Raw genomic sequence first — 13,048 nt, forward strand, 5'->3', positions numbered from 1 at the left:
ATAATTTAATGTGAATAGTTACCGCTATCATGCGGGCAACGAAAAGCTATATTATTTAATCCAACAACCAAAATAATGATAAAAAGAGGAATAAACATATGGTGATATCTTGGCTGTACCTCTAAAATCATATGGCTAAAAAAGGACAAAAGAAATGCCCACAAAAAAGCATTTAGAGGCACAGTTTTTTCGATTTTATAATAAAACCACCTTGTACATAGAATAACACCTGACCAGAAAATCAAAGTGATATAAACTGCATGATTAATAATATTCAGAAACATTAACAAATTAGAATGCGGTGAGGTAGTTAAAGACCAACCCATAACACTTTCAGCTTTAGCAATAAATTTAGAGGGTTTACACGTCAAAATCATCGTCAAAACTTTAAAAGGCGACTCTTTAACTATTTTGAGAGCTTCCTCTTTTGCAAGTTTGGATTTTAAAATAGAATCATGAACATTATTCTCTTTGTTTTTATCATTAATATTAGCACCAATTTTTGACGCTAATTTTCCATTATATCCTCCTTGATTATCTAAATTTACTCCCATCATTAAACTCCAGCCCGTTATACGTTGCATTGAGGGTGAAACGATCTTAAATACATTATAATTATGAATAAAAATAGGAAGGACTACAATAATAAAACCTAAGAAAACCATAAAAGCTCCTTTTAATGAATAAGAAACTTTGTCTAAGTAAAATAAAGTATACAAAATCCATGCTAATAAGAATAATGGTGCGGTACCACGTGTCCAGTTTGACAAACCAATAAAAACACCAGACAATAGAAACATAAAAAACCTTAATTCCGAAGGTTTCGCAGTTTGAGCTACAACTAAAAGAAGAAATGAAACAACCACAAGAAAACAGAAAAGTGTATCTGTTCCCATTAAGACACTGTAAATTATATGACTTGGCCAAAATGCTAAACACATAGAAGCAAGAGCAGATGATGCCAGAGAACCGGAAACCAGATACACTATCCAGTATACTGCTACTACCGTTAAAGCCCCTAAAAGAGCCAAGACCACCTGTGCAGAAAGTGGATTCTGACCAAATAGGTGATAGCTTAGTGCAAATAGTATAGAAGGCCCAGAAGGCCTAAAATAAGTAGGGTCAAATATATTGCCACCATTAAAGACTTCTATTGACATATCCTCATAGCTACTAAAATCCGACAATTGAGTTACATCAGCAACAAAAACCCAAACGATTCTTAAAATCAATGCTATAAAAAAAATAAACACCCAATTCCATTTGGCACAAAACTCAAATAAATAGTTTCGAAAAGTTTCTTTACAGTAAAAAACATAAGTCAAGAAAATTAAAAATATCCCTGGCAAAAGGGTAACCAATTCTTTCAATGTCGGAGTTAAGAACGTAGCCAAAACTCGAATAAAACAAGAATAAAGAATTACAAGTCCTGTAAAAAAACAAGTAAAATAAAATATTTTATTATTATTTATATGCATATAATAAACTTAGTCTAACTAGTCTTTTAAATTTTATGCCTTCCAAACCTTCTTCTTTGCGGCTTTGCATTTATCGCAGGAGTTTCTGGTGTCGATTACGAGCTGGGCGTTATCGGTTATCATCTGGTAGTCGTAGTCTGAGTGGTCGGTGGCGATAAGCACAGCATCGAAGCCTGCGAGCATTTTCGGCGTTATTTTCTTGCTCTTCATTTTCAAATCGTATTTCCGCTGCTTCCACGTTTCCGGGATGTACGGGTCGTTGTAGCTCACTTTCGCCCCCTTATCCCGCAGCAGCTCTATCAGCTCGAGCGATGGCGACTCGCGCACATCGTCGATATCCTTCTTGTAGGCAAGGCCGAGGACGAGGATTTTCGCCCCGTTTATCGCCTTCTTGCGGCTGTTGAGGGCTTCCATCGTTCTGTGGATTACGTATTCGGGCATTGAGGTGTTGATCTCGCCGGCAAGCTCGATGAACTTGGTCGGCAGGCCATACTGCCTCGCCCGCCACGTGAGGTAGAACGGGTCTATCGGGATGCAGTGTCCGCCGAGGCCGGGGCCGGGGTAGAATGCTTGGAAGCCGAAGGGCTTTGTCTTGGCGGCGTTTATCACGCTCCATACATCTATGCCCATGCGGTCGAAGAGCATTTTGAGCTCGTTTACCATTGCGATGTTGATGCAGCGGTAGGTGTTTTCGATGATCTTGGCGGCTTCTGCCACCTCGCAGCTCTCTACGGGCACAAGCTGCTCGATTGCGTATTTGTATATGTCCATTGCCGCCTTGAGCGAGGGCTTATTCAGCCCGCCGACGACCTTGGGGATTGTGCCTGTGCGGAAGGATTTGTTGCCCGGGTCTTCGCGTTCGGGGGAGTAGGCGAGGAAGAAATCTTCGCCGGCAGTGAGGCCTGAACCGGCCTCAAGGATCGGGAGCATAAGCTCTCTGGTTGTGCCCGGGTAGGTGGTGCTTTCAAGCACGATGAGCTGCCCCTTACGCATATTCTCGGAGATCGTGCGGCAGGTGTCTTCCACGTACGTCATATCCGGCTCGCGGTTCTCCGTGAGCGGGGTGGGCACGCAAATCAGGAGGCAGTCCGGCTCGCACATACGGAACATATCGGCTGTGCCCTCGAAGCGGCCTGTGCTAACCATGCCGGCAACCTGCTCATCGGGGATGTGCTTGAGGGGGCTCTTGCCGGAATTGATGCGTTCTACGCTCTGCTGGTTTACATCGAAACCCAAAACATTCGCTCCGCCGGCGGCAAATTCCCTTGCCAGCGGCAAGCCTACATAACCAAGGCCAACTATCCCAACGTAAGGGATTTTATCGCTTTCGCTCATACCAGTACTTCCTGTTTTTGTAAATCAAAGTTAATGATGCGGAGCATTATAACAATCAGCTTCTTAATTTCACTAACTTTTCTGCGTTTAACAATATTAAAATAATATATTTTCCCCCTGAGATGTAAACCCTGCTTCGGGAAAGTTTCTGGGATTATTAAGAGCCCAAAATCTGCAAAGCTTCGAGAGGGTTATGCGGTTTACAGAGCCCTCTATTCAGGACTATATATATCAATGCCCAGTTTCCTGCATAAATTTTCGAATATTTCAAGCTTGTTTTCTACTATTGCTTTCAAAACCTCATTTTGAATCCTCTGATACTGATGCACTGCAATATTCCTAAAACCAGACATAGCAGCGAGCTCCTGAGCCATCGGCTTATCTATTATGCCCGAATCTGCGAGCAATTTGAAGGCTTCCGCTGAGGAATTGGGAACTCCCAGCTTCGATTTGCTTACTGTATGATTTGCCAAATCAATTGCCGCCTGACAAGCTCTTTCGAGGTTAAGCGTCATAGCGTCGAGATGGGTGAAGCTTTCGAATGATGGATCTGCTTTGTACTCCTCCTTGATTCGTTTCAGGCATCTCTGCAAAACCGCTGCCTTGCTTCGGCTGACATCATCTGGCTGAATAGGCTTCATAAATCTCCCTCATTTCAATACGATAGTCCTGAATCATTCCGATTAAGGTGCATTCTCTGAATTCTGCGGCTGTTTCGTCTCGGCAGAAGAAGCGGCGGCCTGTTTGGAGAACCTGCGAGGCATAGATCAAATCAGAGCTGGAGAGAACGCCAAGATCCACCGGCCGAGGGCTGATTAGGTTCAGCTCGCCTGCGAGATCGAAAAGCTGCATGCCGGAAATCTTTTGGCCCGGCTGCGGAAGAAGAGCTATGTCTATATCGCTGGACGCACGCAGCTCCCCCCTTGCAGCACTGCCCAGAAGGTATGCCGCTAAAACAGCCTCGCAAGAGGCAAGACGATCTTTTATTGGCTCAAGATTTAGCATAGTTTTAAGTTATAAGTTTTAAGTTTTAAGTTATAAGCTAAATAAACAATAAAAAAGCTACTAATAATATACGAACCTTATTATTCGCCTATTTCTTGCATTGCTGTATTAGTCTGCTTCAACAAAGGCTCAATCTTTTCTACAATAATATCCCAAACCGTTTCAGGATTGAGTTTATCATATCCATGAACAATTATATTCCTAAAAGCTATAATATTCCTATATTCACTTATCTTTTCAGATGTTTGAGGACTCACTCTGTCAAGCTGTGCCATAGCCTCACCTATTATCTGAAGCTCTCTTTCAACAGCAGATCTAAATGCTCGACTCTTTTTGTAATCATCTAATTTTCTGTTTGAAGTAAATTCAATTAGAAACTGACAACTGTCTGCTATGTCAAAAAGATATTTTCTTGGATCACGCACTATAAACCACTTTTCTTGTATTATTGAGCTGACTGATAAAATAAGGATTTTTCAATCCGCCCGCCTCAACGAGGTCTATCGGCTTTGAGAAAAGATTCTTTAAGTCTTCATGGAGGCTGAAATAATTGTCAAAGCGTCCTGAACAAACGCTACTGTCAAATTCTACTAAGAAATCAATATCGCTGTTTTGCTCGTCAAAACTGCCCGCAGCGGCAGAACCAAAAACTTCGAGCCGCGAAACTCCGTGTCTGCTGCATATTTGAGCTAACTCTTTACTTTTATTTTCAATCAGCGGTAACATTCTCTTTTATGCCAAAATAGAAATATCAAACATTATAGAAATCTCTGTACCATTGTACGAATCTGTTTACGCCGTCTTCAATCGGGGTGTTTGGTCGGTAGCCGAGGTTTTCTGTAAGGTCTGTAACGTCTGCCCACGTAGCAGGGACATCTCCGGGCTGAATCGGCATCATACTCTTCTGAGCCTCTCTGCCGGCGGCTTTTTCAATCGCTTCAATAAAGTCCATAAGCCGTACAGGCGAGCTGTTGCCTATGTTATACACTTTGAACGGAGCTTTCGAGCTGCCGGGATCGGGATCCATCCCGGACCAGTCTTCCCTGCCTTTGGCCGGATTATCAATAACGCGTTTTACGCCTTCTACGATATCATCTATGTATGTAAAATCACGCTTCATATCGCCATAGTTATACACATCTATCGGCCTGCCTTCAAGGATGGCTTTGGTGAAAATGAACAGAGCCATATCCGGCCTGCCCCAAGGGCCGTAAACGGTGAAGAATCTCAGGCCGGTTGTCGGTAGGCTGTAGAGATGGCTGTAACAATGCGCCATAAGCTCGTTGCTCTTCTTGCTTGCGGCATAAAGGCTTACGGGATGGTCGATATTATCGGAGGTGCTGAAAGGCATTTTCTCATTGAGCCCGTAAACGCTGGAGCTGCTGGCATAGGCGAGGTGTTCAATTTCGTTCTTTCTGCAGGCCTCAAGGATATTGATAAAGCCAACTATATTCGCATCAACATACGCCCTTGGATTCTCAAGGCTGTAGCGAACGCCGGCCTGAGCGGCCAGATTGCACACGCGGTCGAACTTTTCCTGCTTGAAAAGCTTTTCGAGATTCTCGCCGTCTTCGAGCTTGAGCTTGATAAAGCGGTAATTCTCGTATTTACTGCTCTGAATCAGCCTGCCGTATTCGCAGCTTTCCGGGGATATGCCGGTTTCGGTGAGTCTGCCGAATTTAACGTTGATATCATAGTAGTCGTTTACGCTGTCTAAGCCTACAACTTCATCGCCCCTGTCTAACAGTACTTTAGCGAGATGAAACCCAATAAATCCTGCGGTACCTGTAACTAATATCTTCATTCTCGGCTGCAACCTTAATGCATTTAATTAATATTTTATAACCAAATCATAATATTTAGGTGTTAGGAAACTTCCTTGCGGCTTTAAGGGTATTCTAATAATAAAAGGCCTGCCCGCAAGTAAATATAAAGCTATCGATGCCCTATCAGCTATAAATTCCCGTAAGGCCAAAATCCTTGCCCTTGTTTTCTCTGCTTTTAGTCAAAAAAGTTTTGAGACTGACATTTTCGAAGCTAAAAAGTGATTTTCAGCTTTCGGACACCATTTATTGCTTGACAGGCGGAAGGTGAGATTGTATCTTCTTCGTTCTTATCCTTTGGCGTAGAAGGATATTAATGTATTAATTTTTAATTTAGGAGTAAACTTCGTGAATAAGGATCTGGCACGCCAGCTGATAGAAGCCGGCGTACACTTCGGTCACGGAGCATCCCGCTGGCATCCGAAGATGGCACCGTACATCTTCGCCAAACGCGGAATGATCCACATTATTAATGTGAAGGAAACACTCAAGGGGCTGCTGATAGCTAAAAAGCTCCTTACCATGGTGGTTTCTTCAGGCAAAGACGTAGTGTTTGTAGGCACGAAGCGTCAGGCGAAAAAGGCCGTAACAGACGCTGCCAAGCAAACCGGAATGCACTTTATCGCAAACCGCTGGCTCGGAGGTACGCTGACAAACTTCCGTACAATCCGCCAGAGGGTTTTAAGGATGGAGCAGCTCGAAAAGATGGAGCAGGACGGCTCTATCGAGAGCGAGAGCAAGAAAATGGGCGCTATGCTCAAGCGTGAGCTGAACAAGATTAAATCCAATCTTGACGGCCTCCGCGGCCTCAACAAACTGCCGGGAGCGGTAGTTGTTGTTGACGTAATGAAGGAAAAGAACGCCTTGAGCGAAGCCAAAAAGCTCAAAATCCCGACCATCGGAATTATCGACACAAACTCCAATCCGGATATGGTTGATGTTGCGATCCCGGGCAACGATGACTCAACAAAGGCTGTTGATATTATTCTTCATGAGCTCGCTTCAGCAGTAGCTGAGGGCAAAACTCTCGCCCGTATTCAGGCAGCTTCAGAGGATGAAGGCAAGACCAAGACAAGAAGCAAGAGAAAGCCGAGAAAGCCTCAGGACAAGCCTGCCTCAGCCTTTAATAAGGGCGAAAAGAAAAAGACTGAGCAAGGCAGCAGCGAGACTAAAGCTTCTGAAGGTCAGGGCGAAACAGAGAAAGCTGCTGAACAGAAAGCGGATTCTAAGCCGGAAGAAGCCAAGGCAGAGCAAGCTCAAGAAGCAAAGCCCGAAGCTAAGCCGAGCAGCGATGAAGAAAAAAAGGCTGAAAAGCCCGAAACGCCCGGCAAAGAGCAAGAGGCAAAATCCGCTGACAATACACCTGCTGAAAATCAGGCTTAGCGGACTTTAAAATTTTGTTAAAATGTAATTTAATCCTGCAGAGTTCGGGAAAATGGCTTCCCGAAACTGCAGGTTTGTTTGGTATTAGATGGCAGAATATTTCGGAGATAAAAAAAGATGGCTGAAATAAACGCTTCCGATGTAATGAAGCTCCGCAAAATGAGCGGGCAGGGAATGATGGACTGCAAAAAGGCCCTCGCCGAAACAAACGGCGACCTTGATGAGGCAATGACCCTCCTTCGCAAGAAGGGGCTTGCCACAATGGCAAAGCGTGCAGACCGCAGCGCATCAGAGGGCAAGGTAACTGTTAAGAGCTCTGGGAAAGACACCGTGCTTACATCCCTTTGCTGCGAGACGGATTTCGTTGCGAAGAACGACGACTTCAAAGAGGTTGCTGATAAGGTTGCAGATGCAGCCCTTCAGGCAGCTCCAGGCAGTAAACTTGCCGAGCAGGAAATTGAAGGGAAGAAAGTTTCCGAGCTTATCACAGAGCTCGTTAGCAAGACCGGCGAGAAAACTGAAATCGGCGACTGGGCAAAGATGAGCGAAGAAGAGAATACAGTTGTAGGCTCATACGTTCATTTCAACAATAAGATGGGCGCTCTTGTGAAGATTGTCTGCGAAAACCCTTCTGAGAAGCTTCAGAAGCTTGCTGATGAGGTTTGCATGCATATAGCGGCCGTTAAGCCGATGGCGCTAAATAAAGAAAGCTTCGATCAGGAAGTTATCGAGAAGGAAAGAGAAATTGCCAAGGAGCAGATGAAAGATAAGCCTGCTCAAATTATCGAGAAGATTGTTGAAGGCAAGATCAACAAGATGATTTCCGAGAACTGCCTTGTTAATCAGAAATTCGTTAAGAACGAGGAAATGACTGTCGAAGAGGCAGTTAAAGATGCAGGCGGTTCTAAAATTGCTGCTTTTGAAAGAGTTGCAATAGGCTAAATCCAAAACAATGACACACTCAGGCGTTCGGTGGAGAATCCGCCGGACGTCTTTTATTTCAGGGAGCTTGAAATTGACTGAAAAAATAATCAGTGAATATATCATTGAACACAGAAAAGCTCTCGACAACTTTGAAAAAAACAGCAGCGATTCACTAAATCGGGCAGCAGAGACAGTAGCAAATGCCATCAAAAAAGGCGGCAGGATATACCTCTGCGGCAACGGCGGTTCTGCGGCGGACTGCTCGCATATTGCAAGCGAGCTGGTTGGCCGATTCAAGAAAGAACGCAAGGCTATGCCCGCCATGACATTCACAGCAGACCCTGCGGTGTTCACAAGCCTCGGGAACGATTTCAACTATTCCAGCATATTCCTCAGGCAGGTTGAGGCGTATGTAAGAAAGGGCGATGTGCTCTGGGCTATCTCCACAAGCGGCAGCTCTGAGAACGTGCTGAAGGCTATCCTTAAAGCAAAGCAGATCGGAGCTGAAATAATCTCGCTTACGGGCAAACCAAATTCGATTATCGAATCTCATTCCAGCTGCTGCATCTGCGCAAACACCGAAATCACAAGCACCGCTCAGGAAATACACGTTTTAGCATACCACATTATCTGCGGCATTGTAGAAGAGCTGATTTAAGCAGCGCATTGATTGAATCAAGCTTAAAAGCGGTAAGAATAATTTTGTCGGAACAAAAAGCCCTTGGATTTGTCAAAACAATGAAGACATACTATTATCTGTTAAAACTAATTACAAGGAGTTTAAGATGAAATTATTTAATTTGTTTATCATTGCAGCAGTTTCTGCGGCGTGTATTGCAGGATCTCAGACAGCCCTGACCATCTACAACGATAATCTAGGCGTTGTGAAGGAAGTTCGGGACATTGAATTTGAAAAAGGAACGAGCAGGGTTGAGTTCACTGATGTAGCAGAAACTATAGACCCCACCAGCGTTAGCTTCAGGCCGATGGAGGAAGCTGAAATATCGCTTCTTGAGCAGAACTACGAGTACGACCTTGTAGATCCTTACAAACTGCTGGAAAAATACATAGGCAAGAAAATAACTCTCTTTGTACAGCGGGATGAGAACGTAGCCCCGGTTCGGGACGAATATGAGCTTCTTGCATTCAAGGGCAATGATTTCGTGGTTCGAAGCAGGAGCGGCGTTCATATATTAAACAGAGATTTGATTAAGGGCGTAAGATTCGGCAAAGAGCAGGGAGATATGCTCACAAAACCCACGCTGGTATGGCTGGCCGATTCGGACAAAGACCAGACAATCCCCTGCCAAGTTGCATATATGGCCTCAAGAATAAGCTGGAAGGCAAACTACTCAATGATACTCAGCGATTCAGAAAATCAGATGGAATTTTCAGGCTGGGTTACTATAGACAATAAGTCCGGCAAGGACTACAAGAACGCAAAGATAAAGCTGATTGCAGGCGAAGTGAAGCAGGAAAGGCCTCAGACAAACCGAAGAATGGAGCAGCTTTACGCAGCTGCTGCCAAGGACGGCGGGAGCGGATTCAAGGAAAAGGCGTTTCAGGACTTCCACCTATACACCCTCGGCAGAGAAAGCACTGTGAACAACAAGCAGGTAAAGCAAATCAGATTCATTGAGAACGTAAAGAATATCGATATTGAGAAGATTTATAAAATCAGTTCGCAGATTATGGACACAAATACTCGCAAGGAAAATCCTTCAGTAAACTTTGAGTTTGTAAACAGCGAAGATAACGGAATGGGTATGCCCCTGCCGGAAGGGCTGATACGTGCATTCAAGGAAGATACCGAAGACGGAAGCCTTGAGTTTGTGGGCGAATCAGGGATAAATCATACACCTAAAGATGAAAAGGTGAAAGTGCAGACGGGAAATGCATTTGATATTGTGGGTGAATTCAAAACAATTAAGGCAGACGTAAAAAATGCAAGGCTCAAAGAATTTCACAAGGAGGCGGTAATCCGTAATCATAAAGATGAAGACTGCATTGTAGAAGTGAACTACAAATACCCTGCCGGCTATTCCAACTGCCGGATCTACGACAACAACCTTGATTACAAAAAACCTGAGGCTGGCGTGGTACGCTTTGAAGTACCTGTGAAGGCAAATGATGAGACTAAAATTAGCTTCGAGGCTCAAATCAGCAGATAATATAGGCACAATTTGCTATACTAACCCTGCCCCGATTCATAGCGATTCAGGGCAGGGTTTTATTTTTTAAAAACTATCACAGGCTTACGATCTCAGCACTTTACTTTATGCGGTTGTATTCGGGGCAAGATGTCTTCTCGCTTCCCCAGCGGTCAACCACAGCTTTCAAAGCTTCATCGGTCTCCGGAAAACGGCCTTTATCGTCTGTTTCGAGTATCCAGCGGTAAAGGGCATCCCTCATCTGCGTAAGGGCCAAGGCGTGTTCTCTTTTCCATGAATGAACGAGATTTACCGTCTCATGGGGATCTTCCTGCAGATCGTAAAGCTCTTCAGCAGGCCTGTGCTGGCAGACAAACCTATCCTGCACATCATTAAGCCTGCCTTCTTCATGCAGCCGCTTGAGCACTTTCATATAATCGTGACCGTCTCTATACTGCGGCTGGAGGTAGGGTCTGTCGGTCATAAAGTTGCGAATATACTTGTAGCGTTTGCCTACCACCGCCCGTATTCTGTCGATAGTATAGTCGCAGCGGTCTCTTGCAGAGAAAACGAACTCTCTGTGAAAATCATCTGCGAAGAGGCCTTTGGCATGCATATGAGCAGGAATTTCTATCCCTGCAAGTTCCAGCGTTGCCCCGCTTACATCAAGCCCGCTAACTAAATCATTGCGTACTTTATTGGCAGGTATTCCGGGGCCGGCTGCTATCAATGGAACTCTTATTCCACCTTCATAAACAAACTGCTTGTGCCTCGGCAGGCACATACCGTGGTCTGAGAAGAAAAATACTGCTGTGTTTTCGTAAAGCCCATCTTCTTTCAAACGTCGGGTTATATCACCAAGTATTTCATCCATCTTGAGGATTGTATCGTAGTGATGAGCAATCTCTTTTCTGTAAATCGGGTGGTCGGGATAATACGGCGGCACTGTAACTTCGTCCGGATTTACTCTCTTTGGAGAGCCGCCTTTCTTTCCACCTCTGAGCTGTATTTGCCCGAAAAACGGCTGCCCTTCCGCTCTGCCTGTCCATTCAGTGCCGTTTTCAGCTCCCTTAAAGCCGTTACCACCCTTGCGGTCGTAAAGGTCTTCATCGGAAAAAACGAAGTTGTAATGATCCTTACCTTCGTTAAAGGTATAATATCCAGCTACCTTGAATATCTCTGGAAGTGTTCGAACGCCGATGTGATTCGGATGCCATGTTTCGACTTCTTTGCCCCGCCAAGAGCTGAAAGAGCTGTAATGCTCATGGGCCGCAATGGATGTTTGGTACATCCCTGTAATCAGAGCAGAACGTGTGGGCGAGCAAACCGGAGCGGGCATATAAGCCCTGTTGAAACGTACGCCTCTTTCTGCGAGTTTATCGATATTGGGCGTTTTGATGGTATCGTCGCCGTAGCAGCTCATCCAAGCGTTGGTGTCTTCGAGATAAACCCAGAGTATGTTTGGTTTTTCTTTGAGATCTTTGGGACGCATTGAGTGGCTGTTACCTGAAGCTGAAAATGCAGGCCTTAAAAATGATCCTGCGGCAATTCCCGCCGCCGCGTTTTTGAGGAAACTCCTTCTATTGCTTGATTTAACATCCATTTGAGGCTCCTTGCTAATTTAAAAACATCGAAAATTCAATCATAACCCCTAAAAATGAACTGTCAATAAATCACCAAAGGCATTGCAACCTTTTAACAATCAATTTAAACGTAATCATCAGCAAAAGCATTAAGGCAAAAACTGATTCAGCAGTAAATTCATTTTTTTAGTTTTTCTTTGAGCTTCATAATACGCTCATAGCTTTCTCTTATTCTGGCCCGTTTAATCTTGCCCTCTAATAGTAAGCCTTCAATCATTTCCAAGGCTTTTTCTACGATATCAGGCTGCCATGAGAGGTTGTTTGCAAAGAGCAGGATATCAGCACCTGCATTTATCGAAAGCTTAATGCTCCTTTTGAGTGAATACTCTTCTGCAATCGCTTTCATCTGCATATCATCGGTTATCACAACTCCATCCCAGCCGATCCCGAGGCGAAGCATTGTGTACAGAAAGTTTTTGGAGAGCGTTGCGGGGTATTTGGGATCAATGTTTTCATTTACCAAATGGGCTGTCATAACCATATCAGCATCGCCGGAGCGGATAATACTGCGAAACGGTATAAGCTCTTTGGGCAGCCAAGTGTTCGTTATATCGGTAAGTCCCTTGTGGGAATCGTTGTATGCGCTGCCGTGACCGGGGAAGTGCTTTATGCAGCTTAATACATCGGCCTCACTGAGTCCCTGGGCGAATGCCCTGCCGTGAACGGCTGTTTTGCGGGGATTGGGCGAGAAGCTGCGTTCGAGCCTGCCAATAGCTGGGTTGTCCGGATTGATATTAACGTCAACACAGGGGGCTAGATTGAGATTGATGCCGATATTAGCAAGCGTTTGGCCAATTTGCCTTCCGGCGAGCCTTGTTTTTTCAGGATCATCTATATTGCCCAGATGCTCGGCAGAGTTTGTTTCCGGGAAGCCGAATTTCTCCTTGAGCCTGCAAACCTGCCCGCCCTCCTGATCCACTGCTACAAGAAGAGGTGCTTTAGCACGGGATTTAAGGGCAGAAACAAGTCTTTTGAGCTGTGCTGGGCTTTCAATATTGCGTACGGGCTTATCCAGCGATACGTCATAATCAAACAGTATAACGCCGCCAAGATTGCGTTTCTCAATATCTTCAAGTATTTGGGGGCATTGTTCAGGCATGAGCCCACGGAAGCCAGCCATCAGCATCTGGCCGGCCATCTCACGAATACTTGGTTTATTTTGGTCTTCAGCACAAAACCCACAGGCCGAAAACATTAGCATTATTAGAATAATTGCTGCTGGGTTTCTTTTCATTGTTATTTCCTTCAAAACTGTTTATGAACATAACAAATTAACAATCGGATTATACGAAAGCATAAGAAGATGT

General features: G+C 44.7%; 13 protein-coding genes. 4 read left to right on the forward strand and 9 right to left on the reverse strand.

Going from position 1 to position 13,048, the window contains the following annotated elements; genetic code table 11:
* Positions 1-5 precede the first annotated feature (5 nt).
* The 7 genes from STSP1_RS03415 to STSP1_RS03445 form a co-directional block, all read right to left on the reverse strand.
* The gene (locus tag STSP1_RS03415; protein ID WP_085755004.1) at positions 6-1,478 is read right to left on the reverse strand and encodes an ArnT family glycosyltransferase; all 1,473 of its coding nucleotides are present in this window, start codon (positions 1,476-1,478) and stop codon (positions 6-8) included.
* A gap of 33 nt (positions 1,479-1,511) precedes the next feature.
* Positions 1,512-2,813, reverse strand: a complete 1,302-nt coding sequence (locus STSP1_RS03420; RefSeq protein WP_085755005.1) for a nucleotide sugar dehydrogenase — start codon at positions 2,811-2,813, stop codon at positions 1,512-1,514.
* Between the two features lie 212 nt (positions 2,814-3,025).
* Complete coding sequence (gene hepT, locus STSP1_RS03425) at positions 3,026-3,454, reverse strand: type VII toxin-antitoxin system HepT family RNase toxin (RefSeq protein WP_085755006.1); 429 nt, start codon at positions 3,452-3,454, stop codon at positions 3,026-3,028.
* Positions 3,432-3,818 carry a type VII toxin-antitoxin system MntA family adenylyltransferase antitoxin gene (mntA, locus tag STSP1_RS03430; RefSeq protein ID WP_085755007.1) on the reverse strand — a complete coding sequence of 129 codons (387 nt, stop codon included), beginning with the start codon at positions 3,816-3,818 and terminating at the stop codon, positions 3,432-3,434. The genes hepT and mntA overlap by 23 nt, the downstream gene beginning before the upstream one ends.
* 80 nt (positions 3,819-3,898) lie before the next feature.
* Positions 3,899-4,243, reverse strand: a complete 345-nt coding sequence (locus STSP1_RS03435) for a HepT-like ribonuclease domain-containing protein (RefSeq protein WP_161491591.1) — start codon at positions 4,241-4,243, stop codon at positions 3,899-3,901.
* Complete coding sequence (locus tag STSP1_RS03440) at positions 4,236-4,544, reverse strand: nucleotidyltransferase family protein (RefSeq protein ID WP_085755009.1); 309 nt, start codon at positions 4,542-4,544, stop codon at positions 4,236-4,238. The genes STSP1_RS03435 and STSP1_RS03440 overlap by 8 nt, the downstream gene beginning before the upstream one ends.
* A gap of 25 nt (positions 4,545-4,569) precedes the next feature.
* Positions 4,570-5,622 carry an NAD-dependent epimerase gene (locus STSP1_RS03445; RefSeq protein WP_085755010.1) on the reverse strand — a complete coding sequence of 351 codons (1,053 nt, stop codon included), beginning with the start codon at positions 5,620-5,622 and terminating at the stop codon, positions 4,570-4,572.
* A gap of 367 nt (positions 5,623-5,989) precedes the next feature.
* Here STSP1_RS03445 and rpsB point away from each other — a divergent pair, with 367 nt between their 5' ends.
* The 4 genes from rpsB (at position 5,990) to STSP1_RS03465 (ending at position 10,119) form a co-directional block, all read left to right on the forward strand.
* Positions 5,990-7,024 carry a 30S ribosomal protein S2 gene (gene rpsB / locus STSP1_RS03450; RefSeq protein WP_204845027.1) on the forward strand — a complete coding sequence of 345 codons (1,035 nt, stop codon included), beginning with the start codon at positions 5,990-5,992 and terminating at the stop codon, positions 7,022-7,024.
* Between the two features lie 117 nt (positions 7,025-7,141).
* Positions 7,142-7,966, forward strand: coding sequence for a translation elongation factor Ts (gene tsf, locus STSP1_RS03455; RefSeq protein ID WP_085755011.1), 825 nt, complete (start codon positions 7,142-7,144; stop codon positions 7,964-7,966).
* A 73-nt stretch (positions 7,967-8,039) separates the two neighbouring features.
* Positions 8,040-8,606, forward strand: coding sequence for a D-sedoheptulose-7-phosphate isomerase (locus STSP1_RS03460; protein ID WP_161491592.1), 567 nt, complete (start codon positions 8,040-8,042; stop codon positions 8,604-8,606).
* Positions 8,607-8,733: 127 nt separating this feature from the next.
* Positions 8,734-10,119 (forward strand): DUF4139 domain-containing protein, encoded by a 1,386-nt coding sequence (locus STSP1_RS03465; protein WP_085755013.1) that lies wholly within the window; start codon positions 8,734-8,736, stop codon positions 10,117-10,119.
* 100 nt (positions 10,120-10,219) lie between these two features.
* Here STSP1_RS03465 and STSP1_RS03470 read toward each other — a convergent pair whose 3' ends face one another.
* Positions 10,220-11,701 carry a sulfatase family protein gene (locus STSP1_RS03470; protein WP_226997506.1) on the reverse strand — a complete coding sequence of 494 codons (1,482 nt, stop codon included), beginning with the start codon at positions 11,699-11,701 and terminating at the stop codon, positions 10,220-10,222.
* A gap of 158 nt (positions 11,702-11,859) precedes the next feature.
* Entirely contained in the window at positions 11,860-12,975 is a 1,116-nt protein-coding gene (locus STSP1_RS03475) for a glycoside hydrolase family 3 protein (RefSeq protein WP_085755014.1), read from the reverse strand.
* Between the last annotated feature and the right edge of the window lie 73 nt (positions 12,976-13,048).

Origin of the sequence: Sedimentisphaera salicampi (assembly GCF_002117005.1) — a bacterium.
GTDB classification, from domain to species: Bacteria; Planctomycetota; Phycisphaerae; order Sedimentisphaerales; family Sedimentisphaeraceae; genus Sedimentisphaera; species Sedimentisphaera salicampi.